This is a genomic window from Streptomyces paromomycinus (assembly GCF_003865155.1).
Lineage (GTDB): Bacteria > Actinomycetota > Actinomycetes > Streptomycetales > Streptomycetaceae > Streptomyces > Streptomyces chrestomyceticus.
On record NZ_BHZD01000001.1, the window covers coordinates 9,613,263 to 9,636,863 of the forward strand.

The following is a 23,601-nucleotide window of genomic DNA, read 5'->3' on the forward strand; positions in this document are numbered from 1 at the left end:
GACCCGGTGCCGGTGGTCGTGCCCCTGGCCGCCCGTGTCCTGGCGCAACGTGTCCGGCATGAGTGTCACTCGCGTCTCTCCCGTCTCTTCCGGTACCGGCCTCCGGCATGGCGTTTGGGGTCAAATGATAGTCGTGCGGGGCCGTCGGGGAAGGGGTTGACCGCCTGGAGCGAGGCCGCCTATTTTGTTTGGCCTCAAACGAATTGGAGGCTGTGATGGCTCTCCCCGCGCCCGCACCGGGCTCCCCGGCGCACCCGGCAGGCCCGGCACCGTCGGACCACCGGGACCGTCCGCCCACCGCCACCACGGCCGGAGCCACCGCCGCGACGGCCGGAGCCCCCGGCACCCCGCCCGGAGCCACCACCCCGGCCACCACGCTCACCACCCAGCCCACCGGCTTCACCGCCACGATCGCCGGAGTCCCCGTCGACACCCGCCACTGGATCGGCGGCGAACGCCTCGCCTCCACCGCGACCTTCACCGACCGCTCACCCATCGACGGGACACCGCTCGCCGAGATCGCGCGGGGCGGCGCCGAGGAGGCGCGGGCGGCCGTCGCCGCCGCCCGCGCCGCCTTCCCCGGCTGGGCCGCGACGCCGCACCGGGAGCGCGCCCGGCTGCTGCACGCCGTCGCGGACGGCATCGAGGCGCGCCTCGAAGACCTCGCCGCCGTCGAGACGGCGGACAACGGCGCGCTGCTGCGCTCCCACCGGCGCGGCGTGGTGCCCCGTGCGGCGCACAACCTCCGCTTCTTCGCCGACCGCCTGCTCGCCCTCGGCCACGAGGACTTCGCCACCCGTGGCCACACCAACCACGTGACCTGGGACCCGGCCGGCCCCGCCGCGCTCGTCACACCGTGGAACGCGCCGCTGATGCTGGCCACCTGGAAGATCGGCCCCGCGCTGGCCGCCGGCGACCCGGTGGTCCTCAAACCCGCCGAATGGGCCCCGCTCACCGCCTCGCTCCTCGCGGACATCGCCGCCGAGGCCGGGCTGCCCCCGGGGGTCCTCAACGTCCTTCAGGGGTACGGGGACGAGGCCGGCGCGCCCCTCGTGTCCGACGCGGGTGTGCGCCGCATCAGCTTCACGGGCTCCGTGCCCACGGCGCGGCGGATCGCCCGTGCCGCCGCCGCGAACCTGGTGCCCACCAGCTTCGAACTCGGCGGAAGGTCCCCCCTGCTGGTCTTCGCTGACGCCGACCTCGACCTGGCCGCCGACCTGGCCGTCGAGCAGTACGACAACGCGGGCCAGGTATGCCTGGCCGCGACCCGGCTGCTCGTCGAGGACTCCGTACGGGAGGCCTTCCTGGAGCGCTTCACCGCCCGGGCCCGTGCCCTGGTCCAGGGCGACCCGCGCGAGGAGCCCACCGGTGTCGGCCCTCTCATCCACCCCTGGCACCTGGAACGGGTCGACGGCTTCGTCCGGCGGGCACTGGCCGACGGCGCCACCGCGCTCCTCGGCGGCGGCCCGCACACCGAACTGAACGCGCGGACCGGCGGCACGTACTACCGGCCGACGCTGCTGACCGATGTCGCGCAGGACTCGGAGATCGTGCAGGAGGAGGTTTTCGGTCCCGTGCTCACCCTCCAAAGCTTCAGCACCGAGGACGAGGCCGTGACCCTGGCCAACGACACCCGCTACGGGCTGGCCGCCACCCTCGCCACCGGGGACCGCGAGCGCGCGGCCCGTGTCGGCGCGCGGCTCGTCGCCGGGACGGTCTGGATCAACTGCTTCTTCGTCCGCGACCTGGCCGCGCCCTTCGGCGGCTCCCGCGAGTCCGGCACGGGGCGTGAGGGCGGCGACTGGAGCTTCGACTTCTACTGCGACCTCAAGAACACCGTCACGGCACCGAAGGGGTGGCAGCGGCATGGGTGAGATCGTCGGCGCCGGCCTGCTCGCCCACGTCCCCACCATCGTCCTGCCCGAAGCGGGCCGGCGGGAGCTGAACGGGGGACGGGAGGTCAGCCTCGTACCGGGGCTGCGCAGGCTGCGCCGGGACGTCTTCGAGACGCTCGACTACGACACGGTCGTCGTCCTGGACTCGCACTGGGCGACCACCGTCGAATTCGTCGTCGCCGCGCAGGACCGCAGGGCCGGGCTCTACACCTCCGACGAACTGCCGCGCGGTATGTGCCGGATGCCCTACGACTTCCCCGGAGACCCCGAACTCGCCGGCTCCATCGCCGCGTTCGCCAACAAGCACGGCACCTGGATCACCCCGGTCGACGACCCGTGCCTGCCCATCCACTACGCCACCGTCAACCTCTGGACGTACCTGGGCCAGGGGCTGCCCGACAAGCGGTGGCTCTCCGTCGGGGTGTGCCAGACCGGAGACGACGAGGACCACCTCCGGCTCGGCCGCGCGCTCGCCGACGGCATCGCCGCACTGCCGGACCGCAAGGTGCTGCTGATCGCCTCCGGCGCGCTGTCCCACACCTTCTGGCCCCTGCGCGAACTGCGCGACCACGAGGCGAGCGACCCGGCCCACCTCCGTACCCCCGGGGCGCGGGCCGCCGACGAGCAGCGGATCGCCTGGTTCCTGCGCGGCGACCACGCGCGCGTGCTGCGCACCATGTCCGAGTTCGCCGCCCACCGGCCCGAAGCGGGCTTCGGGCACTACCTGATGCTGGCGGGCGCCCTGGGCGAGGACCGCCTGACCGCGCCCGCGCGCCCTTACAGCGCCTACGAGAACTCGATCGGAACGGGACAGATCCACCTGTGGTTCGACCGGCCGGCGGGGGGCTGGACCGAAACGGAGGCGACATGAGCACGACGGGCTCCACCGACGCGGCCGGCACCCGCGAATACCGCCGTATCCTCCTCGACGGCACCGCTGTCCACGTCGTACGGGACGGCGACGACCTCGTGGCGGACGACGGCCGCCGCACCGGGGCGGCCACCGCACCGCACCTGCCACCCGTGCAGCCCTCCAAGGTGATCGCCGTACACCTCAACCACCGCAGCAGGGCCGAGGAATTCCGCGCCACCCTCCCGCCCGCCCCCACGTACTTCCACAAACCGGTTTCCGCCCTCAACGCCCATGGCGGAGCGGTGGTGCGCCCCGAGGGCTGCCGGTACCTCAACTACGAGGGCGAGATCGCGCTCGTCATCGGCCGCGTGTGCCGCAACGTCGCGCCGCGCGACGCGGAGCACTACATCGCCGGATACACCCTCGCGAACGACTACGGCCTGCACGACTTCCGTGACACCGACGCCGGTTCGATGCTCCGCGTCAAGGGCTCCGACACGCTCTGCCCGCTCGGCCCCGGGCTGGTGACGGGATGGGACTTCCGCGGCAAACACCTGCGTACGTACGTCAACGGGGAACTGGTACAGGACGGTTCGACCGACGAGATGACCTGGGACATGCACTACCTCGTCGCCGACATCGCCCGCACCATCACCCTCGTCCCCGGCGACGTCCTCCTCACCGGCACGCCCGCGAACTCGCGCCCCGTCCAGCCGGGCGACGTCGTGGACGTCGAAGCGGAGGGCCTGGGACGGCTGACCAACCACATCGTGGCGGGCCCGACACCCGTACGGAACGACTGCGGAGCCCAGCCGACCGCCTCGGAGGAGGTCCTGTCCACGGCCCTCGGCGGTGACTGGGAACACCGCGGCATCCGTCCGCCGCGCCGGTCCTAGGCCTCGGTGACTCCGTTGGCACGGGTGTGCGACTTCCGGATGGCGGCGTGGTGCCCGGCGGGGGAAACGGGAGCACAGCAGTGGCGACTCCAGGTGGAGGGGGAGACGGCCGCCGACCGGCAACGATGATGCGCCGGCACGGCGCACTTCCCCCTTCGACACCAGGAGAATCCCCTTGCGTTCCGCCGGCCGCCGTAAGGTGGCGGGATTCTCGTGGGAGACGGTGAACCTGCTGCCGGGCGGCACCACCGCTCCGCCGGAGGCCGAGGTGGGCACCTGCACGGCACCGGCCCCGTACGCCCCCGTCATCAAGGGCGGATACCCTGTCCGGCACGCTGATCCGCTGCCGCCGCCCCGGGGCTGACCCCGGTCACGCCCGTGTCGGTCCGGGCGGCGCGGCCGCGGCCCTGCCGGGCGTGACCCGCGCACCGGACACGGCCGTGGCGGCGAACAGCTCGCCGACCCGCCGCCTCTCCGCCGTACTCTGCGGGAGCAGGTACGCACACGCGACGTACACCGCGAGGTTGACGGCCAGGCCCACGATCCCCGAGGTCAGGCCGTTCAGCCAGGGGATGAAGGTGGGGTAGACCGCGGAGAGCCCGGCGGCGGTGACGAAGCCGGCCACGGTACCGGCGACCGTGCCGGTCCGGTTGCCGCGCTTCCAGAAGAGGCCGAGGAACTGCGGGACGGCGAGCTGCACCACGCCCTGGTACGCCATGATCGACAGCGTGATGAGGTTGCTGAGCCCGAGGTTGGCGACCAGCGCGGAGGCCACCGTGTAGACGGCGATGGAGATCTTCGCCGCCAGCAGCCGCCCCTTGTCGTTCATCGGCCGGTACACGGCCACCAGGTCGTTGGAGATGAGCGTGCCCACGGACTGGAGCACCCCGTCGGCCATGCCGATCTGCGCGGCCAGGACGCACAGCGCGATCGCGATGACGACCCACGGGCCGCCGATGTGCTGGGCCAGGGTGAACAGGGCGCGGTCGGGATTGTCGGAGACACCGGGCAGCGTCCCGGACAGCAGGGCGGCGGTCAGCAGCAGCCCGGCGAAGACGAGCGAGGCCGGCATGACGAACACGGCGGAGCGTTTGACGCTCCGTACCCCGTCCGCGGTGAAGAGCCGGACGAACATCCCCGACAGGCACCAGCCTCCCACCGACCCGGTGAAGGTCAGCGCGAAGAGGTAGAGGCCGCCGCTGTCGCCGTCGGCCGGCAGCGTCAGCCGCTCCAGGGGCAGCCGTGCGAACCCGTGACCGTTCACGGCCAGGTAGACGATCAGCCCCACCAGCAGGGCCGACCCGAAGACGTACGCGATCATGCCCTGGTAGAAGTCCGTGACGACCACGCCGCGCATGCCCATGCGCACTGTCCAGAACTGGCGGGCCACCAGGACCAGCACACCCGCGAGCACCGACTGGGAATAGCTGAGCCGGCCGAAGGAGATGTAGTAGAAGATCAGTCCCATGGCCTGCATCCCGAGCACGGTCATCGGGAAGTTGACCAGGACCTGGATCAGCGCGGGCACGGTGCGCGACGCCGTTCCGCCGTAGCGCAGTCCGAACAGGTCGGACTGGGTGCGCAGCCCGTGCCGCTCGCCCCACATCCACACCCGCCGGGACATCAGGTACATCAGCAGGTAGGCGAACAGGCCGTAGACCAGCAGATGGAAGCCGATCACCCCGCTGCCCGCCGCCATGCCCGCGTCGGCGATGAAGACCGAGCCGGGGAACCAGGTGTTGAGGACCGACATGGTCTGATAGCCGCTGCCGAAGCTGCGGCCGCCGACGGCGTAGTCGGTGAAGTCGGCGTCGCGCCTGCGGTGGACGTACAGCGTGCAGAGCACTCCGCAGAAGAAGAGCACCACCATGCCGTAGCCGAGGAACACATTCACTGGGGCGAGCCCCTCTCCGTGCCGAGGAGGTGTCAGTCGATCTCGCCGCGGGCCGACTCGACGCCGTACAGGGTGACGACGCCTGCCGAGATGTGCGCGCCGAGGGCGAGGAAGTAGCAGACGGACAGCGGGATTGCGGTGCTGCTCTGGAACCGCGGATCGCCCGCGGCCCAGTACACCGGCGGTGCCAGCGCCAGTACGGCGTCGAGCGCGAACCAGCAGCCGAACAGCGTCCACTTCCGCCGCGGCGAGAGGGCGACGGCCCAGCGGGCGAAGCGCCGGGAGAGTGCCCCGGTGAACCGCTGGGCGCACCGCCGGGTGGGTGGCGGGGCGGTCGCCTGGGCGGCTGGCTGGGATGTCGACCGGGCGGCCGGCTCAGGGGCCGACCGGGGGACCGACCGGGGGACCGACCGGGCGGCCGGTCGCACGGAGTCACCGGACGTCATGGACGATCTCCCCGTCGAAAACCGTCATCGCCACCGGCATCGCCGCGATGTCGTGCGGATCCGCGTGCGCGAGATCACCGTCCACGACGCAGATGTCCGCCACCTTGCCGGGCTCCAGCGTCCCCTTCCAGCTCTCCGCGAAGTCCTGCCACGCGGCGTTCGAGGTGTACGCGCGGACCGCGGTCTCCAGGTCGACGCACTGCTCGGGGCCGCTCTGCCGCCCGCTCGCCGTCGCCTCCCGCAGCATCATCGAGGCCACGCCCCGGCGCCAGTCGGGGTAGGTGATGGGCGCGTCCGAGCTGGCGGTGACCGGGATGCCGGCCGCCACGGCGCTGCGTACGGGCCACTGGTAGGCGGACCGTTCGGGCCCCACGATCGCGTCCATCGCGTCCGCGGTGGCGTCCTTGACCCCGGGGTTCATGTTGATGCCCCAGCCGTGCCGCGCGAGCGTGGCGAGCGAGCGGGCCGAGGCGAAGTCGCCGTGGATGACGTAGTGGCGTGCGTCCGGGCGGGGGGTCTGGGCCTGCGCCGCCTCGAATGCCTCGACGACCGCGTCGATGCCGTGGTCCCCGGTGATGTGCACGCCGAGCTGGTGGCCCGCGGCGTGCGCGTACCGCACGATCGTGTTCAGCTCCTCGACCCGCTGGGCGTCGCTGTGGCCGTGCAGACAGAGACTGCCGTGCCCGCCGCCCTCGTACTCCTCGTGCATCCAGGCCGTACGGCTCGGCGGAATGCCGTCCGCGAACAGCTTCACGCCGAGTACGCGCAGCCGCCGCGGGTCGGCCGCCGCGCACACCCCTTCCAGCTGGACCAGCCGGTCGGGCAGGTGCCGTGCCGCGCCGCCCATCTCCAGGGGGAGCAGCAGCACACTGACCCGCGCCCGCAGCTCACCGGCCGACTCCAGACGCGCGTACACGTTGAGCGTCTCGGTGTCCGCGACCCCCAGGAAGAGCGAGGTGCCGCCCGGGCCGAGCCCCGGCTCGGTGAAGCTGGTGATGCCCTCGGCGTGGCAGACCGCGATCGCGGAGCGCACGGCGGCCTCGCGCGCGGCGTCGTCCATCAGCGGGACCACGGCGTTCACCAGGTCCTGCGCGCCCTCACGGAGGATGCCGGTCGGGTTGCCGTCGGCGTCGGTCTCGATGACACCGCCGGGCGGAACCGGTGTGGTGGCGGTGATGCCCGCGGCCTCCAGGGCACGGGAGTTGAGCCAGGAGGTGTGCCCGGAGAACTCGTACAGCAGCACGGGGTGTTCCGGCGACACCTCGTCCAGGTCCTGACGCCGTGGGGCACGGCCCGGCTCGGCCAGACACTCCTTGAGGTAGCCGGTGTCCCACCCGTTGCCGAAGATCCAGTCACCCGGCGGTAGTTCACCGGCCTTACGGCGCACGGCCTCGCGTACGCCGGCGATGGACGAGACGGCGGGCCGGGCGACGTCGAGCGCGAGCGGCGGCCGGGTGGCGCCGAAGGCGGCGGCGTGCAGATGGGAGTCGTTGATCCCGGGGAGCGCGGTGCGCCCTTCGAGGTCGATGACCTCGGTACCGGGGCCGACGAGCGCACGGATCTCGGCGGTACTTCCGGTCGCGGCGATCAGACCGTCGCGCACGGCGACGGCCTGCACGTTGCGGAACGCGGCGTCGACGGTCAGCACGGTGCCGTTGACCAGCACGAGGTCTGCGGGTCCGGGCATGGGAGACCCCTTTTCGTCCAGTGTCGTTTGGGCCCAAACTTATGCCCGTGAGCTGTCCCCGGCGCAAGAGGGCTGCAGCAATTACCGGGACCGGCTCGCAGAGGGTGCGGTCGGCCCGGCGTCACCGCGTCACGGGTCGGGGTTCTCGCCGTACCCCCACCGCTTCACCGGGTGAGCCGTTCCACCCGCCGCATCACCTCGCGGCAGAAGCCCCCGACCCCCGCCGGATCGTCCGTGAACTGTGACGGCTTGATGCAGAAGGTCGTGAAGCCCTCCTCCATCTGCTCCGGTACGGCCTCCAGTGCCCGGCCGAGGTCCGCCACCGACGTCCTGTCGGGGAAGACGGCGCGGGTCCCGCCGACCATCTCCAGCGCGGACATGTCGCGCCCGGCCTCCGCCATCGCCGCGCGCAGCTTCTCCAGCTCGCCAGGCATGGGGCGCCCCAACGGGTTGAAGCCGTGGCCGTACGTCACCAGGCGCCGCAGCACCGCACTGTGCAGTGTCGAGCCGCCGAACCACAGCTCCGGGCCGCCCGCCCGGTACGGTTTCGGCTCCAGCCAGGCGTCGCGGAAGCGGTAGTGCTCGCCCTCGAAGGTGGCGGGGCCGGGCTGCCAGAGCAGCCGCCAGGCAGCCAGGTGCTCGTCGAGCAGCCTGCCGCGTCGCGTGAACGGGACCTGGAGCGCGGCGTATTCGTCCGCGCTCCAGCTCACCGTCGGCAGGACGACGAGCCGGCCCTCGCTCAGGAGGTCGAGCGTGGCCAGTTCCTTGGCCAGGAGGAGTGGGTGACGCAGCGGCGCCAGTACGGCCGCGGCGGCGAGCCGGATCCGCTCGGTGACGGCTGCCATGGCGGACAGCAGGACGATCGAGCTGGGCCACGGGGTGTCCGGGGCCTGGTTCCCCGGTGCGGCGTACTCGCGCGGGTTGGGCATCGGGCCGTCGGCTCCGGCGTCCGGGCCGAGCACGATGTGCTCGCTGAGCATGACGGAGTCGAATCCGGCGTCTTCCGCCTCGCGGGCCCAGCGCACCAGGGCGGCGAGGTCGCACCGGCCGCCGGTCATGGCCCAGTTCTCGGTCAGGACGAGCGTCATACGGGGGTGGGGCTTGGTCATCCGGGCTCCCGGCCGTGTGCACGTGCGCGGAGTATTGTTTGACCCCAAACGTTAAGCCCGGTCCGTCGCCGGCCTCAAGACCCGTACCCAGGCGACACCGGAGTCGCCAGCGAAGCCGTCACGGCCACCGGCACCGACCGCCCCGACCGGCGCAGCCCTTCCACCACCATCTCCACCAGCCACACCGCGATGTCCGGCGACCACTCGCGCGTACGGCAGTCCCAGCGCAGCACCTCACGCATCCCCACGGTGTGCACCCCGGCGTCGAGATCGAGGTCCAGCCCCGGCCGTTCCAAAAGAGCACCTCGGTTCCGGCCCCCGGAGCCGGGGGAGTCCACGGACACGGAAAAGCCCACGGTCTCCTGCGCCATCTCCCGTACCGCCTCACACACGGCCTCGGCATCACCCATGCCCAAGCCGCCGTGGCCCGCCCCGCCCGTGCCGGTACGGCAGGAGACGGTGACCACCACCTCGTGCCGGGCGTCCGGGTCCGCCAGGCCGAACCACGGCGCCAACTCGGCCTGCTGGAAAGCCGTGTTCCGCTCGACCGCCGCGAGCGGCAGCACGGCATGCACACCGGTGAAGGTCATCGCGCCCACGCGAGTGAGCGCCTCGGTCAGCACCAGGACGATCGGCCGGAGGGGGAGCCCGGGACGCGGCGAGTCCGTGAGCACCCCGGCCTGCAACCAGCCCAGCTGATGGATTCTTCCGTCCTGCGTCCAGTCACCGCCGACCTCCTCGTGCGCCCACGCGGTGGGCTCGTGTGCGGCCGTGGTCCTTCCGTCCTCGGTCAGCCAGCTGCTCACGGTCTGCCAGCCGTACGCGCCGGCCCGGTCGACCACAGAGCCGAGCACGTCCTCCTCGACAGAGCCTTCGGCGTCCTCGGCGCCGCCGGCGCCTTCGTCATCCCGCTCGACCACCCGGTCGAACCACGGGAAGGGCGTGAGGAATCCGTGCAGGCCGACAATCACGGTGGGGGACAGCACATGCGCTCCAAACGAACAAAAAGAACAAGCGGCGCCGGAGGGTACCCTCCGGCGCCGCTGTCGGATCAGCGTGCGATCACGTGCCGCAGTACAGCGTCTGCGGGTCGGTGATCTTCTTGTAGGCGTCGTCCGGATACCCGACGAGATCGACGTCGATGATGCTGCGGAAGGTGTGCTTCTGTATCAGGTTCGTGCACTTCCACGCCGCCGCCGTGCGCTTGTTGCTCCCGCCACCGGGCCAGACGGTCTTGTCGTTCTTCTTCAGCGTCTTCCAGCCCGACCCGCTCTTGACCTGGAGCCAGACCGTGACCTTGGCCTTCGCCCGCGGCCCGCGCAGCAGCTTCCACCAGCCGTGCGCGTTGATGTTGCCCCGCACCGTGTGCGAGTAGTGGACCCGGTCGCCCAGGGTCTGGAAGGCGCCGATCCCGGTGGCGGCGCGGGCGGACTCGCTGCTGTAGGTGCTGCGGTCCTGCGCGGTGCCGGCGCTGTCGGCCTGCGCCGGGACCGCCGTGCCGACGGCGAGCAGACCGGCCAGGGCGGCGGACGCCACCCCTGTACGGATACGCATGTGAAGTTCCCCCTTGTGGCCGGGCCGTGTCACATCCGAAGCACGGCCCGACTGGATTTTCGGTTGTCACAGTCGTCCGTGATCATAAGCCCTCGGGCCACCCGGCCCTCGTGCGAGCGCCCCCACCTTGCGCCGTACGTGTGAAGTGCGGCGCGGCGTCATACCCCCAGCCCTTCACCGGCCCGGCCCCGGCTCTCCACCGGCACAGAAGTGACCCGAGCGACAGCACCGTATAAGAGACCCCGCACGGGGTATTCGGGATCGCACCGGCCCGGCACGAAGTTGCAGGCCGTGACCGTTCCCGGAAGGCGACAGCCGAACCGGTGAAGCTGCGCGAAAGGTCAGACAAGAAGTGACTGTGGGAACAGTGGAAAGTGCGGGAACTGCGGGAGAGGTGACCGGACTGGTCCCGGACGCCGAGGAAATGCGGCGGTCGGTGGCCGCCCGGTTCCGTACCTGGGTGGACACCGAAGCCCACGACCTGCCGCTGCCGGGAGCGGGACGGACCCCGGACCGCTTCGCCGCCCTGTACGCGCTCGGCCGCACCGACCTGTCGCTGGCCCGCCTGGCCGAGGGCCACGCCGACGCCACGGCCATCCTCCGGGAACTGGGCTCCGCCCCGCCCGGACCGGGGGAGTACTGGGGCGTGTGGGCCGCGCAGCCACCGAACACCGGCCTTCTCGCCCGTCAGGAGGGCGACCAGTGGCTTCTGGACGGGCACAAGGCATACTGCTCCGGCGCACACTCGTGCACCCACGCCCTGGTCACCGCCGACACTCCGCACGGACGCCGGCTGTTCGCCGTACGCACCGGCCACCCCGGTTACGCGCCGCTGGAGGGCACCTGGCAGGCCATCGGTATGGCCGGCAGCGACACGCCCGACGTGCGCTTCACGGCGGTGCCGGGCCGGCCCGTGGGTGCCGTGGGGGCCTATCTGGACCGGCCGGGCTTCCAGCACGGCGGCATCGGGGTCGCCGCCTGCTGGCTCGGCGGTGCGCGGGCCGTCGCCGACACCCTCCAGGCATCCGCCGGTACGCCGGATCCGCTGACCGCCGCGCACCTGGGCGCGGTGGACATGGCACTGCACGGCGCGCACAGCGTGTTGGAGCAGGCGGCGCAGGCCATCGACGCCGACCCGTCGGACACCTCCGGCGCCGCCCGGCTGCGCAGCCTGCGTGTCAGGGCGGTCGCCGAACAGGCATGCCGCGACGTCCTCGACCGGGTCGGACGGGCGACCGGCGCGGGGCCCCTGTGCCACGACCCGCGCCACGCCCGTAACGTCGCCGACCTGACGGTCTACATCCGCCAGCATCACGCCGACCGCAACCTCGCCGAGCTCGGCGCCCTCGTGGCGCAGGAAGCCGAGGCGCGGCGATGACCGAGACCTTCGACCGCGAGACGGCCGCCGCGGCCATCGCGGCCCCCGGCACCCCCGAGGAGCACTGGACCGCCTGGGACGGCCTGGCGCGGCTGCCCGCCGTACCGCCGCCGTCCGGGCCCGTCGTGGTGGTGGCAGCCCACCCCGACGACGAGGTTCTCGGCTTCGGCGGCACGATGACGCAGCTCACCGGCGCGGTCCACCTCGTCACCGTCACCGACGGAGAAGGCTCGCACCCGCACCTTCCCGCGGGCCGGATCGCCGCACTGCGCGCCGCCGAACTCGAACGCGCCCTCGGCGCCCTCGTCCCGCGCGCCTACCGTACGTACCGGCTGCACATCCCCGACACGGACGTCGGCGCCCATGAGAGACAGCTGACACGACAGCTCGCCACCGTGCTGCGGCAGACCGGAGCCGGGCTGTGCGTCGCACCGTTCACCGGCGATCTGCACGCCGACCACGAGGCAGCCGGACGCGCCGCGGCCGCTGCCGCCCGGCAGACCGGCACACCCTGCTGGCACTACCCGATATGGATGTGGCACTGGGCCTCACCCGGCGACCCGCGTGTGCCCTGGTCCACCGCCCGCCGTCTGCCCCTGCCCTCTTGGGCACAGGCCCGCAAACAGGCAGCGATCCACCACTTCACCAGCCAGATCACCCCGTTCAGCCTCGACGCCGGCACCGGCGCCGGCACAGGCACCGAGACCAACGCCGACCCCGGCCCTGCCCCCGACACCGTGATCCTCCCTCCCGCCGAACTCGCCCACCACACCCGCCCCTTCGAGACGGTCTTCATATGAGCACCAGCCAGGCAACCCCGCCGGCCTACTTCACCGGCATGTACGCCCACTCCGCCGACCCCTGGCACCTGGCGGACCGGTGGTACGAACAGCGCAAGTACGCCCTGACCGTCGCCGCGCTGCCCCGCCGCCGCTACCGCCGGGCCTTCGAGCCGGGCTGCTCCGTCGGCGTCCTGACCCGGCTCCTGGCCGAACGGTGCGACGAAGTACTGGCCACCGACCGGGTACCGGCTGCCGTCCGTGCCGCCGCCACCCGCAACCGTGACCAGGCGAACGTCCAGGTGCGCCCCTTGGCGATCCCGGCCCAGTGGCCCGAAGGGACCTTCGACCTCATCGTCCTCTCGGAACTGCTCTACTACTTCGACGACGTCACCCTGCACACCGTCCTCAAGCGGACCGTCGACAGCCTTCAGCCCGGCGCCACCCTCGTCACCGTGCACTGGAACCACCCGGTCGAGGACCACCTGCGTACCGGAGCCCAGCTCGCCCCGCTGCTCACCGCCGTGCCGGAACTCTCCCCCGTCACCCGGCTGGACGACACCGACTTCGTACTGCAGACCTTCACCCGACGCCTGCCCGACGGCAGCGCCACGCCCACTCCTGCGGCAGCCGAGGGGCTGGTGTGAACCAGCCGCCCCTGTCTCCCACCGCTCTCGTGGTCGCCGTCCCGGCCCACAACGAAGCAGCGACCCTGCCCGCCACCCTCCGCGCCCTGCACACCGCCAGTCACCACCCCCGGCTGCTCGCCCGCGACCTGCCAGTGGTCACCGTCGTCGCCGCCGATGCCTGTTTCGACAGCACCGCCGCTCTCGCCCGTCACCACGGCGCCCACGTCGTTCAGCTCGCCCGGCGCAACGTCGGCGCGGCCCGGGCCGCGGCCGTCGCACACGGCCTCGATCTGCTGGGGCCCGCCGCGGACCGGGCCTGGATCGCCACGACCGACGCCGACACCCTCGTTCCCGCCACCTGGCTGACCTACCAGGTCGAGCAGGCCATCGCCGGGTGGGACTGCGTACTGGGCACCATACGCGTCGCCCCCCACCCTTCCCTCGACACCGCCACTGCCCAGCATCACCACACTCTCTACTTCGCCGGGCGTCCCGAACGCAGCCATGCCTGGAACCACCCCCACGTACACGGCGCCAACCTGGGCGTCGCAGCCCGCGCCTACCGTCGGGCCAACGGCTTCCCCGCCCTCACCCACAGCGAGGACCACGCGCTGGCAACCGCACTGCAACGCACCGGCGCCCGCATCCTCAGGACCGACCACTGCCCGGTCCTCACCTCCGGACGTACCACCCCCGAGCCCCCCACGGTTTCGGCACCTACCTGCAGAACCTGACCCCGACGCCGGCCACCTGATCCCAGTCACCTGACGACAGCCACCTGACTCCACCGCCGCTCGGTCACCTGGCCGGCGCCTGCGGCTCGGGCCGGCCGGGCAGGAGCAGGCAGAGCGGTACGGCGACGACGCTGAAGGCGACCGCCCACCAGAAGGCGTTGCCGAAGCCGTCGGCCAGGGTGCCCGGGATACGGGCGTCGCCGACGGTGTGCTGGAGGACGACGGCGAGTACGGCGGTGCCGACCGAGCCGCCGAGCTGCTGGGCGACCCGGGCGATGATGCTGGCGTCCGGGATCTGCCGGTGGCCCAGTCCGATGTAGGCGGCGCCGTTGAGCGGAACCATGGCGGCGCCCATGCCGATACCGCGTACGAGCAACGCGGCCATGAGCAGCACCTTGCTGGTGCCGGCTCCGGCGAAGGCGAACGGCACGGTGGCCACGGTGGCGAGGGCGAACCCGGCGAAGGCGACCCAGCGGGGGCCGATGCGGTCGGTGTAGTGGCCGGCCCGCGTACGCGCGACGAAGGCGCCGACGCCCTGCGGGATGAGCAGGAGCCCGGCGCCGAGCGCGTCCTCGCCGCGGACCTGCTGCCAGTACAGCGGCAGCAGCAGCATCGCCCCGTACAGCGTGACACCGCCCAGGAAACTCAACGAGGCGGCGGAGGCCAGCGGGCGGTGACGGAAGAGCCGCAGGTCGACCAGCGCGCCGGTGCGCGACAGCGCCCAGGCGGCGAAGCCGCCGACCAGGGCGAGCCCGCCGGTCAACGGCACGAGCACCTCGGCGCTGACGAAGCCCGCGCTGCCCTCGACCCGGGACAGCCCGTAGATGACGGCGGCGACACCGGGGGAGAGCAGGAGCAGGCCGACGATGTCCAGGCGGGGGCGGGGACGGCCGGGGGAGGGGCGGTCGTCGGGCAGGTTGCGCCAGGCGAGCAGGCCGCCGACGAGACAGAAGGGGATGTTGACGAAGAAGATCCAGCGCCAGTCGGCCAGGCTCAGGATGACCCCGCCCAGGACCGGACCGAGGATGGGGCCGAGTGCGGTGGGCAGGGTGACGGTGGCCATGACCTTGCCGATGTTGCGGCCCTTGGCGGCCTGGACGACCAGCGTGGCCATGAGCGGCATCATGATGCCGCCGCCGATGCCCTGGACGACGCGGAAGGCGATGAGGCTGGTCGCGTCCCAGGCCAGCGCGCACAGCACCGAGCCGAGCAGGAACGTGCCCAGTGCCGCGATCCACAGGCGTTTGCCGCCGAGCCGGGACTGGGCCCACCCGGCGAGCGGGATGGTGACGAACACGGCCAGCAGAAAGCCGGTGCTCACCCACTGGATCGTGGACAGCGCAGCGTCCAGTTCCGTGGCGAGGTCGTTGAGGGCGACGGTGACGATGGTGGTGTCGAAGACGACGGCGAGGGCGCCGACGATGACGGTGAAGGCCAGTCGCCACACGGCGGGGTCGACGCGGTCGGGGTCCGGCGGCGCGGGTCTGGCTCCGGCCCCCGTTGCGGTGCCGGTCCCGGCCGCAGTCTCAGTCGTGGTCCTGGCCCCGGTACCGGCACCGGAACGGGTCCCGCCTGTGGCCCTGGCCCTATGGGAAGCGCTCATGGAAAAGCCGCCTTAAGATATAGACTCGTATCTTGCGCTCGCCAGAGTAGGGCGCGGATTTAAGATAGGCAAGTCTATCTATCGGAGGTTCGGATGCCCGAGAGGCGCCGCGGCGCGGCACTGGAGAAGGCGCTCCTCGATGCGGCCTGGGAAGAGCTCACCACCAACGGCTACGCCAGGTTCACCATGGACGCCGTCGTCCAGCGCGCCGGAACCAGCCCGCCCGTGCTCTACCGCCGCTGGTCCGACCGCGACGAACTCGTCCGGGCTGCCATCACCCACGTCCTGGAGCAGTGGCGGGTCGACACGCCCGACACGGGAAGCCTGCGCGAGGACGTCCTCACCCTCATGCGCACCATCAACGCCACCCGCGTCCAGCACATCACCGTCATGAGCGTGCACCTGGCCGGCTACTACCAGGAGACCGGCACCAGTCCCGGCGACCTCTTCACCACAGGACGTGAGAAGGCTGCCGACGTGCTCTTCGACCGGGCTGTGGACCGCGGCGAGATCCGGGCCGAACGCCTCACCGGACGCATCAAGTCCCTCCCCTTCGACCTGCTGCGCCACGAGATCCTCACGACCTTCGCCCCCGTGCCCGACCACGTGCTCGAAGAGATCGTCGACACGGTCTTCCTTCCCCTCGTGCGCTGACCGCGGCACCTCTCGCCGCCGGTTCCGGCCGGCACCGGCGGTTCCGGTCGGCGCCAAGAGATTGACCCTGAGGAGTGAGCCGAACCTGGACAAATGCAACGGGACCTAGTGATCAAGAAGTGGGGTGGGGACACTCGTCGTGGACCGTATCGACAGCGGGAAAGGAACGCCCATGGGACACCGACAGGAGGCCGACGGCCAGGTCGGCGGCCCGTTCTCAAGCCCGGGTGACCCGGGGAACCCGGCGCCGCAGGGTGAGGACGAGGACGCCGATGACGACGACGAAGGCCGCTCCTGAGGGCCCGGGGAGCCCCCCTCGGCACCTGGACGCGGCCGAGCTGCGCCGGCGGTGCGCAGCGACGATCGACACCTACGGGCCGGGCTACTTCGAGGGACGCCCGTGGCTGCGGCAGGCCTTCCTCGACACCCCGCGCGAACACTTCGTTCCGGACCGTTACTGGTCCACTGCCCGACGAGAGGGCCGCTTCCCGGTGCTGGACCGCGCCGAGCGGCCCCACGCCTGGCTCAAGCGGATCTACCGGCCGCTCGCCCCGCTCATCACCCAGATCGCCCTGGGTGAGATCCGGCCCGAGGACGGCCCCACCGACTGCGGCGATTTCACCAGTTCCATCTCCTGTCCCGCCGCCGTTGTCGGCATGCTGCACCACCTCGACCCCCGTCCCGGCGAGCGCATCCTGGAAATCGGGACGGGCAGCGGCTACAACGCCGCCCTGCTCGCCCATCGCGTCGGCGCCGCAGCCCTCGTCACCGTTGACATCGACGCGGCCCTCGCCGACCGGGCCGAGAGCAAGCTGGCCCAGCTCGGCTTGACACCGACGGTCGTCACCGGCGACGGGGAACTGGGCTACGGACAAGCAGCGCCCTTCGACGGCATCCTGTCCACCGCCGCCGTCCGCGAAATCCCCCAGGCATGGCTGCGCCAGGTCCGGCCGGGAGGTGTGATCGTCACGCCGGTGGACACCCCGTTCAACTGCGACGGTCTGTGCCGCCTGGTGTGCGACGGACAGGGCAACGCCACCGGCCGGATGGTGGGGGGCCTGGACTTCATGAAGGTGCGCGGCCAGCGCGAGCGCCGGCCGTACAGCGAACTGGGCTGGCCCTTGTGGAGCGACTATCACGTCACCGCCGGGCCCGGCGGACAGCGCATCCGCACGCCCTGACCGCGGCGCGCGGCAGCATCGATGTGCTCGTCCGCATACGGTGCCGGCCGGCCGCCGCTGTCACCTCGTCACGCGATGACTTCCTCGGTGGTGCACACCTCGTCCAGCGTTCGACGCGATCGTTCCAGCCGCCCGGCAGGTGCAGTGGCGTAGTGACCGTGGCGTACGGGTGCGGGCTCGACCGACGCGGCACCCAGGCCACGTCCTCGCTGCGGACCGGTACCGGGCTGTCCAGATAGATCAGTCGACGCACGGCAGGGTGCCGCAGCCGGGCGGTGACACCGGCCGCGACCATGCCACCGTAACTGTGCCCGACCAGCGTCACACCGGTCAGCTCCGCCGCCTCGATCATCCGCAGAACGTCGGTGATGTGCGTGTTCAGGTCGACGTCCGGGGTCAGCAGATGCGCTCGCGCCGTGCCGCGCGCCGGGGATGAGGATCATGGGGTGGTCCGGGGGTGGGCATGGTGGCTTTCTTCGTCACCTTCGAAAGGCGGCTGGGCGGTCCACGGCGTACACCGTGACCGCGGCGCCGTGCAGCAAGTCCTCTCGGCGCGGCGAGAATCCCAGGCGCTCGGCCACTCTCACCGACGCCTCGTCGCCCGGACGCAGGAGAGCCGTGAAGTAGGCGTCGTCCAGCGTGGCGAACCCCCACTCCAGGCATGCCTGAGCGGCCTCGGTGGCATACCCGTGCCCCCAGTGTTCCGCTCGAAGGGTCCACCCCAGCTCCACTTCGTCGAACTGCTCCCAGTACTGCAGACCGCTTCGGCCGATGAAGTCGCCGCTCGACCTGAGTTCGACGGCGCACAGGCCATGGCCTCGCTCGGCCCACTGCCGCTCGACCGCGGTGAGGCGTTCCACCGCTTGCCGGTGCGAGTAGGCCCCGACGAAGCGGTTGACCCGCGGATCGGCGTGGAGCGCCACGAAGGCGTCGGCGTCGGACACATGAAGGGGCCGTAGGCGCAGCCGCTCAGTCTCGATCACGCGTTTGAGCATGGGTCTCATAGGTCTCATAGGTCTCACGGGTCTGGCGGTCGGCGGAGCCCGGACACCGGTACGCCCCGTAGTGACCTCATCGCGGATCCGGCCGCAGCACCGCAGGTCACCCAGCCTGCGTGCCGAACTGGCCGGGTGTTGTGCGGGAGGCGATCGTGGGCACGTGCAGCACATGAGCGACATCGGATTCTTTGCCCGCAGATACGGCCCGCCGCCTCACGAGGACCGTCCAGCCACGGTGCTCGTGCATGGACTCGGACTCTCGGGACGGTACTTCGTGCCGCTCGCGCGTCGACTGGCCGCGAACGGGGCGACGGTAGTGGTGCCTGACCTGCCGGGCAACGCGCGTTCGCGGGCCGCCGCCCGCCGCGCGCCCGATGTCGAGCAACTTGCCGATGCTTTGGCGGGCCTGCACCGACGGCTGTCCTTGGGCCCGAGTCTGATCGTGGCGAATTCGGTCGGCTGCCAGGTGGTCGCGGCCCTGGCCGCCCGACATCCCCACCTGGTGAGCCGCCTGGTGCTGGTGGGGCCGGCGCTCGAACCGCGGGTCTCCGGCTGGCGCCAGTTCGGACGGCTGGTCGCGGACGCCCCCAAAGAGCCTCTCGGCCTGCTCTGGCTGGCGGCGTTCGACTATCTGGTGACCGGGCCCCTGCGCTGCGCCGCCTCCTTCCACCGCTCGCTGCGGGACGCGGGCGAGTCATTCGAGGTGAACCTGTCCCAGGTCCGCGCGCCCACGCTCGTCGTACGAGGAGCGGGTGACACCATCGCTTCCGGCACCTGGACCCGGCGCGTGGCAGGTCTGGTCGCCGACGGCCGCGCGGAGGACATCCCGGGCGCGGCCCACGCGGCCCACTACAGCGCGCCGGACGCCATGGCCACACTGATCGAAAAGTTCACGGCGGGAGAGACCGGATGAAGTCCCCGAAGACGTCCGGCCACGCACCGTCCGGGCACCCGAAGCGCCCCTCGCCCTGGCTGCGTCTGCTGCCCGGCATCTCCCCGAAGCGCCGGGGCTTCGTCCTCGCCTGGTGGGGATTTGCCCTCACCTTCGGCGGAATGCGTCTGCTCACCTGGCTCATCCACATCGATGTGGCCGGGGTCGGCGACATGCAGGCGGGCGGGGTGCACATCCATCACTACGTATGGGGAATCCTGCTGCTCGCGGTGGTGGGCGCGGCGAGCCTGGCCGATCGTACGGCGCGGGCACGTGCCTGGATGGGCCTGGCCTACGGGGTGGGCCTGGCTCTCGTCGTCGACGAGGCGGCACTGCTGATCAGCCTGGAAGACGTGTACTGGGACACGGAGGGCGGATTCAGCATCGCCCTGGCCATTGCCGTGATCGCCGTTGCCGGCAGCGTCCTGGCCATGACGCGGGGGCGGCGGGCTTCCAGAAACGATCCGGAGGACGAGCGCTGACGCTTGCGGGAATATGACCGCATCCGCGAACTGCCCAGTGCTCAGGCTCAGACATGAGCCCAGATCTGTTTGAGGGGTTGCCCCAGGCCGTCCGCCAGTTCCGTCAGCTCACCCTCGCTGAAAGAGGCGCGTCCGGGGTTCCGGACAGCGATCTGGAAGCGGGCGAATCCGAGGGGCCAGTCGTAATCCAGTGCGTTCAGGCTGGTTGTTTCCTCGCAGCACGGAACGTCGACCGTGAGCGTGGTGAAGCCGTCGTCGTAGCGGTCCGTGAGGGCGTCACTCCACCACTCCGTATCGATGGCGGCCCGGCACCAGGGGCAGCTGATCGTCTCCAGGTTGGTTCCGCAGTCGACGAGGGCCATCGTGTCGTGCCACCACACGTCGATCTCCATGTCCGCACCGTGGTCTGTCCCGGGGACCAGCTTCTTCACGAGCTGGACGACGCGCTCAACCGCATCGCCTTCCGGCTGCCACCACGGATCCACCGGAATGATCGACAGAACGTCGTCGCTCATGACTCTCTTTCCTGGTCAGGCACAGTGCAACAGCGTCACGTGATGGTATCGAGGGCGCGTTCCGGTCTCGCCCCCGCCTGAACTTGCCGGCGATCAGGCACGGTAGCTCGCCGCCGGAGCACAGCCTGACTGAGCGTCCCGTATTCCAGCCGGCCCCAGTCATCCTCCACCAGCCATCCTGCTGTCACCTCCAGTCACCCCGGCCGGCCCCCGGCGTCCCCCATCCTCCCCAGCCACCCCCCCCGGCCGACCTTCGGCCCACCGAGGGGTGACCTCCTCGAAGACCGCGGACTTGTCGATTATCGATATGCTGCTCTAATCTGGGGGTATCGAAAAACGATAGGGGAGGCTGCGATGGACACGCGACTCACGAGGGCCCTGGCCTCGGTGACCTTTGCACTGGCGGTGCTCTGCGGGCTCGCCTTCATCGGTACGGGGGTCACGCACATGCTCGATGACGGAGACGTCTGCGTGCAGACGGACTTCTGGCGTAACGCCGCACTGTCGGACAGCCTGCCGATCAGTGAGGGCGTGAAAGCGTCCGGCAGCGCCACGCGCCTCTGTCAGGGCAGTCCCTCGGTGGGACAGCGCGCCGCGGACCTCGGCGGTGAACTGCCCTGGCTTCTGTTCGGGTCCCTCGCGCTGCTGCTCTTCTCCCGGCTGCTGAAGGCCGTCCTGCGGCAAGGGCCGTTCACCGACGCGGTGTCGCGACAGCTCTCCGTCCTCGGCTGGTTCGTCACCGGGGGTACGTTGCTGGCCGGTCTCGTCGCCGGTTGGTCGCAGTCCTGGCTCGTCGGAAGCATGGCGCCGACCGTGGGTTCCGGCCCGACGGTCACCGGGCCCTCGGTGCTCGTCCTCGCGGGCCTCGCCGCGGTGATCATGGGTAAGATCATGCGTCAGGGCGTGCACATGCGAAAGGATCTCGAAGGGACCATCTGATGCCCGAAGAGGAGCTCCACGGGATCCGGATCCACCTCGACCGACTCCTCGTCGAGCGCGGCATGACGCTCACGGAGCTGTCCGCGCAGGTGGGCATCACCGTCGTCAACTTGTCCGTGCTCAAGAACGGCCGGGCCAGGGCCATCCGCTTCTCCACCCTGTCGCGGATCTGCGATGTCCTCCAGTGCCAGCCGGGAGACCTGATCACCCACGACCCTGCCGAGCCGGCCTAGGAGTTGTCTTCAAATGTCACGTCCACATCAGGAGCGATGCGAGGGTGACGGCTGCCTGGTAGGACTCGGCGGTCTTCTCGTAGCGGGTGGCGATGCCGCGCCACTGCTTCAAACGGTTGAAGCAGCGTTCGACCACGTTGCGCCGCTTGTAGAGCTGCTGGTCGAAGGCCGGCGGGCGCCCGCCGCGACTGCCCCGCCGGAGCCGGTTGCGGACCTGGTCGGATCTTTCCGGGATGGTGTGGCCGACTCCGCGCCGTCTGAGCCAGGTCCGGATCGCTTTGGAGCTGTATCCCTTGTTGCCGATGACACGGTCGGGCCGGACGCGGGGCCGTCCCGGGCCGGATCGGGGCACCCGTATCGCGTCCATCACGGCGGTGAACTGGGTGCAGTCGTTGGTGTTCCCGCCGGTGACGGTGAAGGCCAGCGGGCGCCCCAGAGCATCGCAGGCCAGGTGGATCTTGCTGGTCAGGCCGCCTCGCGACCGGCCGAGTCCGGGGCTGCGGAGCCCCCTTTTCGGGCCCCGGCGGCATGCTGGTGGGCACGGACCACGGTGGAGTCGACCGACACGAGCCAGTCGATGTCGCCGGCCGCGTCCGCCCTGGCCTGGGCGGCTCGGAGCATCCGCTCGAACGTGCCGTCCAAGGCCCACCGGCGAAACCGGGTGTGCAACGTGTGCCAGGGGCCGTACCGTTCGGGCACGTCCCGCCAGGCCGTACCGGTACGGAACTTCCACACGATCCCGTTGAGCACGGTGCGGTCGTCCAGCCGCTTCCTGCCCCACACCGACTCGGGCAGCAGCGGCCGGACAAACTCCCACTCGGCATCCGACAGCTCATGACGACGTATCAACCAACCATGATCCACCACGCAAGATCATTTGAAGACACCGCCTAGTGCCAATGCCGTTGCGTTATCGGTAGGCGTACTGTGCTGGCACGGTGTCGGGGGTGGTGCCGGTGGCCGAGAGTGTGCCCGAGCTGACGGGTCTTGGGGTGTTGACCTGGTTGTATCCGCCGGGTCTGGTGGACCGGGTGGTCGCGGCGTGCGGACGGTCCGAACAGCGCAGGCGGTTGTTGCCGGCCCGGCTGACGGTGTACTTCATGCTCGGTCTGGCGTTGTTCTCGCCGGCCTCGTATCTGGAGGTGCTGCGGCATCTGGTGGAAGGGCTGCGCGGGGCGGGGCTGTGGGGCGACTGGCGTCTGCCGGCGAAGTCGTCACTGTTTCGGGCGCGGGACCGGTTGGGGCCGGAGCCGTTGCGGGTGCTGTTCGCCGCCACCGCCCGGCCGCTGGCCGGGCAGGGGGTGCCCGGGGCCTTCTGGCGCGGGCTGCGGCTGCTCGCGGTGGACGGGACCTGCTGGGATGCGGCCGACACACCGGCCAACGAGCAGGAGTTCGGCCGTCCGGGCAACACCCGTCCCGGCAACAAGGCCGCGTTCCCGCAGGTGAGGATGGCCGCTCTGGTCGAGGTCGGCACCCATGCGGTCCTGGACGCGGAGGTGGCCGGCTGCCGCACCGGCGAGGTCACCTTGGCCGCCCGCCTGGTCCGCTCGTGCGGGCCGGGCCAGCTGGTCCTGGCCGACCGGGAGTTCCTCGGTGTGCCCTTATGGCAGGCGTTCACCGCCACCGGCTGCCATCTGCTGTGGCGGGTGCCGGCCAACCGGGTGCTGCCGGTGCAGCAGCACCTGCCGGACGGCTCCTGGCTCTCCGCGATCCATGCACAGACCGACGGCAAGAAGAACCATCCCGTGCGAGTGCGGGTGATCGCCTACCGGCTCCAGGGGGTGCCTGGCGCCGATCCGGACGGATACCGGCTGGTCACCGACCTGCTGGACGCCGGGCGGTATCCGGCTCGCGAGCTGGCGGGACTCTACCGGGAACGCTGGGAGATCGAGTCCGTCCTCGGTGAGATCAAGACTCACCAGCGCGGTGCCGGGGTGGTGCTGGCGAGCAGGACCCCCGACGGAGTACGCCAGCAGATCTGGGCCCATCTGCTGGTCCACCATGCGCTGCGGGAACTGATGACCAGAACTGCCGCCGCCCGCGGCATCGATCCCGACCGTATCTCCTTCACCGACACCCTGCGGGCCGCCCGGCGCAGCGTCACCACCACGCCGGGCGTCTTTTCCCCCTGAACTGCTTGTCGCCGCCCTCGCACGGCTCCGGGACGACCTTCTTGCCCGATTGCTGCCACCCCGACGAATCCGCAGCCAG

At 71.1% G+C, this 23,601-nt stretch carries 26 protein-coding genes and 1 pseudogene; 16 read left to right on the top strand and 11 right to left on the bottom strand.

The window, feature by feature from the left end:
- Window positions 1–215: 215 nt before the first annotated feature.
- From OEIGOIKO_RS40790 to OEIGOIKO_RS40805, 4 genes are all read left to right on the top strand, one after another.
- Window positions 216–1,874, top strand: coding sequence for an aldehyde dehydrogenase (locus tag OEIGOIKO_RS40790; RefSeq protein WP_125058293.1), 1,659 nt, complete (start codon window positions 216–218; stop codon window positions 1,872–1,874).
- On the top strand, window positions 1,867–2,766 hold the full coding sequence (locus OEIGOIKO_RS40795; protein ID WP_125058294.1) for a 3,4-dihydroxyphenylacetate 2,3-dioxygenase: 900 nt from the start codon (window positions 1,867–1,869) through the stop codon (window positions 2,764–2,766). The genes OEIGOIKO_RS40790 and OEIGOIKO_RS40795 overlap by 8 nt, the downstream gene beginning before the upstream one ends.
- Window positions 2,763–3,644, top strand: coding sequence for a fumarylacetoacetate hydrolase family protein (locus tag OEIGOIKO_RS40800; RefSeq protein WP_125058295.1), 882 nt, complete (start codon window positions 2,763–2,765; stop codon window positions 3,642–3,644). Before OEIGOIKO_RS40795 ends, OEIGOIKO_RS40800 begins: the two co-directional genes overlap by 4 nt.
- 175 nt (window positions 3,645–3,819) lie before the next feature.
- Window positions 3,820–4,008, top strand: a complete 189-nt coding sequence (locus OEIGOIKO_RS40805) for a hypothetical protein (RefSeq protein WP_125058296.1) — start codon at window positions 3,820–3,822, stop codon at window positions 4,006–4,008.
- Between the two features lie 6 nt (window positions 4,009–4,014).
- Here the strand turns inward: OEIGOIKO_RS40805 and OEIGOIKO_RS40810 are convergent, their stop codons facing one another.
- From OEIGOIKO_RS40810 to OEIGOIKO_RS40835, 6 genes are all read right to left on the bottom strand, one after another.
- Complete coding sequence (locus OEIGOIKO_RS40810; protein ID WP_125058297.1) at window positions 4,015–5,538, bottom strand: sodium:solute symporter family protein; 1,524 nt, start codon at window positions 5,536–5,538, stop codon at window positions 4,015–4,017.
- 32 nt (window positions 5,539–5,570) lie between these two features.
- Window positions 5,571–5,984: a hypothetical protein gene (locus tag OEIGOIKO_RS40815; protein WP_125058298.1), complete on the bottom strand. Its 414-nt coding sequence runs from the start codon at window positions 5,982–5,984 to the stop codon at window positions 5,571–5,573.
- Entirely contained in the window at window positions 5,971–7,671 is a 1,701-nt protein-coding gene (locus tag OEIGOIKO_RS40820) for an amidohydrolase (protein ID WP_125058299.1), read from the bottom strand. Before OEIGOIKO_RS40820 ends, OEIGOIKO_RS40815 begins: the two co-directional genes overlap by 14 nt.
- A gap of 164 nt (window positions 7,672–7,835) precedes the next feature.
- The gene (locus OEIGOIKO_RS40825) at window positions 7,836–8,780 is read right to left on the bottom strand and encodes a TIGR03619 family F420-dependent LLM class oxidoreductase (RefSeq protein WP_246177923.1); all 945 of its coding nucleotides are present in this window, start codon (window positions 8,778–8,780) and stop codon (window positions 7,836–7,838) included.
- A gap of 74 nt (window positions 8,781–8,854) precedes the next feature.
- Window positions 8,855–9,766 carry a hypothetical protein gene (locus tag OEIGOIKO_RS40830; RefSeq protein WP_125058300.1) on the bottom strand — a complete coding sequence of 304 codons (912 nt, stop codon included), beginning with the start codon at window positions 9,764–9,766 and terminating at the stop codon, window positions 8,855–8,857.
- A 76-nt stretch (window positions 9,767–9,842) separates the two neighbouring features.
- Window positions 9,843–10,334, bottom strand: coding sequence for a hypothetical protein (locus OEIGOIKO_RS40835; protein ID WP_125058301.1), 492 nt, complete (start codon window positions 10,332–10,334; stop codon window positions 9,843–9,845).
- 424 nt (window positions 10,335–10,758) lie between these two features.
- Here OEIGOIKO_RS40835 and OEIGOIKO_RS40840 point away from each other — a divergent pair, with 424 nt between their 5' ends.
- From OEIGOIKO_RS40840 to OEIGOIKO_RS40855, 4 genes are read left to right on the top strand one after another with little or no spacing between them, the layout of a single operon-like run.
- Entirely contained in the window at window positions 10,759–11,712 is a 954-nt protein-coding gene (locus tag OEIGOIKO_RS40840) for an acyl-CoA dehydrogenase family protein (protein ID WP_125059619.1), read from the top strand.
- Window positions 11,709–12,512 (top strand): PIG-L deacetylase family protein, encoded by an 804-nt coding sequence (locus OEIGOIKO_RS40845; RefSeq protein WP_125058302.1) that lies wholly within the window; start codon window positions 11,709–11,711, stop codon window positions 12,510–12,512. Before OEIGOIKO_RS40840 ends, OEIGOIKO_RS40845 begins: the two co-directional genes overlap by 4 nt.
- On the top strand, window positions 12,509–13,138 hold the full coding sequence (locus tag OEIGOIKO_RS40850; RefSeq protein ID WP_125058303.1) for a class I SAM-dependent methyltransferase: 630 nt from the start codon (window positions 12,509–12,511) through the stop codon (window positions 13,136–13,138). The genes OEIGOIKO_RS40845 and OEIGOIKO_RS40850 overlap by 4 nt, the downstream gene beginning before the upstream one ends.
- Window positions 13,135–13,854: a glycosyltransferase family 2 protein gene (locus OEIGOIKO_RS40855; RefSeq protein WP_246177924.1), complete on the top strand. Its 720-nt coding sequence runs from the start codon at window positions 13,135–13,137 to the stop codon at window positions 13,852–13,854. The genes OEIGOIKO_RS40850 and OEIGOIKO_RS40855 overlap by 4 nt, the downstream gene beginning before the upstream one ends.
- Before the next feature lie 64 nt (window positions 13,855–13,918).
- Here OEIGOIKO_RS40855 and OEIGOIKO_RS40860 read toward each other — a convergent pair whose 3' ends face one another.
- Window positions 13,919–15,301 (bottom strand): MDR family MFS transporter, encoded by a 1,383-nt coding sequence (locus OEIGOIKO_RS40860; protein ID WP_246177925.1) that lies wholly within the window; start codon window positions 15,299–15,301, stop codon window positions 13,919–13,921.
- Window positions 15,302–15,550: 249 nt separating this feature from the next.
- Between OEIGOIKO_RS40860 and OEIGOIKO_RS40865 the strand changes: the two genes are divergently transcribed.
- The 3 genes from OEIGOIKO_RS40865 (at window position 15,551) to OEIGOIKO_RS40870 (ending at window position 17,292) form a co-directional block, all read left to right on the top strand.
- Window positions 15,551–16,111 carry a TetR/AcrR family transcriptional regulator gene (locus OEIGOIKO_RS40865; protein WP_125058305.1) on the top strand — a complete coding sequence of 187 codons (561 nt, stop codon included), beginning with the start codon at window positions 15,551–15,553 and terminating at the stop codon, window positions 16,109–16,111.
- Window positions 16,112–16,283: 172 nt separating this feature from the next.
- Window positions 16,284–16,409 (top strand): hypothetical protein, encoded by a 126-nt coding sequence (locus OEIGOIKO_RS43710; RefSeq protein WP_281288428.1) that lies wholly within the window; start codon window positions 16,284–16,286, stop codon window positions 16,407–16,409.
- Window positions 16,384–17,292: a methyltransferase domain-containing protein gene (locus tag OEIGOIKO_RS40870; RefSeq protein WP_125058306.1), complete on the top strand. Its 909-nt coding sequence runs from the start codon at window positions 16,384–16,386 to the stop codon at window positions 17,290–17,292. Before OEIGOIKO_RS43710 ends, OEIGOIKO_RS40870 begins: the two co-directional genes overlap by 26 nt.
- On the opposite strand, the gene OEIGOIKO_RS44055 is transcribed toward OEIGOIKO_RS40870, so the two are convergent.
- Window positions 17,252–17,695, bottom strand: a complete 444-nt coding sequence (locus OEIGOIKO_RS44055) for an alpha/beta fold hydrolase (RefSeq protein ID WP_174857348.1) — start codon at window positions 17,693–17,695, stop codon at window positions 17,252–17,254. The two genes, OEIGOIKO_RS40870 and OEIGOIKO_RS44055, sit on opposite strands and share 41 nt — an antisense overlap.
- 76 nt (window positions 17,696–17,771) lie before the next feature.
- Window positions 17,772–18,275 (bottom strand): GNAT family N-acetyltransferase, encoded by a 504-nt coding sequence (locus tag OEIGOIKO_RS40880; RefSeq protein WP_307721258.1) that lies wholly within the window; start codon window positions 18,273–18,275, stop codon window positions 17,772–17,774.
- 184 nt (window positions 18,276–18,459) lie between these two features.
- Here OEIGOIKO_RS40880 and OEIGOIKO_RS40885 point away from each other — a divergent pair, with 184 nt between their 5' ends.
- Window positions 18,460–19,203, top strand: coding sequence for an alpha/beta fold hydrolase (locus tag OEIGOIKO_RS40885; RefSeq protein ID WP_125058309.1), 744 nt, complete (start codon window positions 18,460–18,462; stop codon window positions 19,201–19,203).
- Window positions 19,200–19,703 (top strand): hypothetical protein, encoded by a 504-nt coding sequence (locus OEIGOIKO_RS40890; RefSeq protein WP_125058310.1) that lies wholly within the window; start codon window positions 19,200–19,202, stop codon window positions 19,701–19,703. The genes OEIGOIKO_RS40885 and OEIGOIKO_RS40890 overlap by 4 nt, the downstream gene beginning before the upstream one ends.
- A gap of 47 nt (window positions 19,704–19,750) precedes the next feature.
- On the opposite strand, the gene OEIGOIKO_RS40895 is transcribed toward OEIGOIKO_RS40890, so the two are convergent.
- Window positions 19,751–20,218, bottom strand: a complete 468-nt coding sequence (locus OEIGOIKO_RS40895) for a hypothetical protein (protein WP_125058311.1) — start codon at window positions 20,216–20,218, stop codon at window positions 19,751–19,753.
- Window positions 20,219–20,572: 354 nt separating this feature from the next.
- On the opposite strand from OEIGOIKO_RS40895, the gene OEIGOIKO_RS40900 reads away from it, so the two are divergent.
- A complete protein-coding gene (locus tag OEIGOIKO_RS40900; RefSeq protein ID WP_125058312.1) occupies window positions 20,573–21,157 on the top strand; it encodes a DUF2975 domain-containing protein in 585 nt (194 codons plus the stop codon).
- On the top strand, window positions 21,157–21,390 hold the full coding sequence (locus tag OEIGOIKO_RS40905) for a helix-turn-helix domain-containing protein (protein WP_125058313.1): 234 nt from the start codon (window positions 21,157–21,159) through the stop codon (window positions 21,388–21,390). The genes OEIGOIKO_RS40900 and OEIGOIKO_RS40905 overlap by 1 nt, the downstream gene beginning before the upstream one ends.
- A 16-nt stretch (window positions 21,391–21,406) precedes the next feature.
- Here OEIGOIKO_RS40905 and OEIGOIKO_RS40910 read toward each other — a convergent pair.
- A pseudogene (locus OEIGOIKO_RS40910) lies at window positions 21,407–22,257 on the bottom strand (IS5 family transposase).
- Window positions 22,258–22,346: 89 nt separating this feature from the next.
- Here OEIGOIKO_RS40910 and OEIGOIKO_RS40915 point away from each other — a divergent pair.
- Window positions 22,347–23,522: an IS4 family transposase gene (locus OEIGOIKO_RS40915; RefSeq protein ID WP_246177715.1), complete on the top strand. Its 1,176-nt coding sequence runs from the start codon at window positions 22,347–22,349 to the stop codon at window positions 23,520–23,522.
- The last annotated feature ends 79 nt before the right edge of the window (window positions 23,523–23,601 follow it).

Coding starts and splice junctions, on each gene's coding strand:
- OEIGOIKO_RS40895 (WP_125058311.1), bottom strand. CDS start 20,218: ATGAGCGACGACGTTCTGTCGATCATTCCGGTGGATCCGTGGTGGCAG.
- OEIGOIKO_RS40905 (WP_125058313.1), top strand. CDS start 21,157: ATGCCCGAAGAGGAGCTCCACGGGATCCGGATCCACCTCGACCGACTC.
- OEIGOIKO_RS40800 (WP_125058295.1), top strand. CDS start 2,763: ATGAGCACGACGGGCTCCACCGACGCGGCCGGCACCCGCGAATACCGC.
- OEIGOIKO_RS40850 (WP_125058303.1), top strand. CDS start 12,509: ATGAGCACCAGCCAGGCAACCCCGCCGGCCTACTTCACCGGCATGTAC.
- OEIGOIKO_RS40790 (WP_125058293.1), top strand. CDS start 216: ATGGCTCTCCCCGCGCCCGCACCGGGCTCCCCGGCGCACCCGGCAGGC.
- OEIGOIKO_RS40840 (WP_125059619.1), top strand. CDS start 10,759: ATGCGGCGGTCGGTGGCCGCCCGGTTCCGTACCTGGGTGGACACCGAA.
- OEIGOIKO_RS40890 (WP_125058310.1), top strand. CDS start 19,200: ATGAAGTCCCCGAAGACGTCCGGCCACGCACCGTCCGGGCACCCGAAG.
- OEIGOIKO_RS40820 (WP_125058299.1), bottom strand. CDS start 7,671: ATGCCCGGACCCGCAGACCTCGTGCTGGTCAACGGCACCGTGCTGACC.
- OEIGOIKO_RS40795 (WP_125058294.1), top strand. CDS start 1,867: ATGGGTGAGATCGTCGGCGCCGGCCTGCTCGCCCACGTCCCCACCATC.
- OEIGOIKO_RS40845 (WP_125058302.1), top strand. CDS start 11,709: ATGACCGAGACCTTCGACCGCGAGACGGCCGCCGCGGCCATCGCGGCC.
- OEIGOIKO_RS40885 (WP_125058309.1), top strand. CDS start 18,460: ATGAGCGACATCGGATTCTTTGCCCGCAGATACGGCCCGCCGCCTCAC.
- OEIGOIKO_RS40815 (WP_125058298.1), bottom strand. CDS start 5,984: ATGACGTCCGGTGACTCCGTGCGACCGGCCGCCCGGTCGGTCCCCCGG.
- OEIGOIKO_RS40870 (WP_125058306.1), top strand. CDS start 16,384: ATGACGACGACGAAGGCCGCTCCTGAGGGCCCGGGGAGCCCCCCTCGG.
- OEIGOIKO_RS40825 (WP_246177923.1), bottom strand. CDS start 8,780: ATGACCAAGCCCCACCCCCGTATGACGCTCGTCCTGACCGAGAACTGG.
- OEIGOIKO_RS40900 (WP_125058312.1), top strand. CDS start 20,573: ATGGACACGCGACTCACGAGGGCCCTGGCCTCGGTGACCTTTGCACTG.
- OEIGOIKO_RS40865 (WP_125058305.1), top strand. CDS start 15,551: ATGCCCGAGAGGCGCCGCGGCGCGGCACTGGAGAAGGCGCTCCTCGAT.
- OEIGOIKO_RS43710 (WP_281288428.1), top strand. CDS start 16,284: ATGGGACACCGACAGGAGGCCGACGGCCAGGTCGGCGGCCCGTTCTCA.
- OEIGOIKO_RS40835 (WP_125058301.1), bottom strand. CDS start 10,334: ATGCGTATCCGTACAGGGGTGGCGTCCGCCGCCCTGGCCGGTCTGCTC.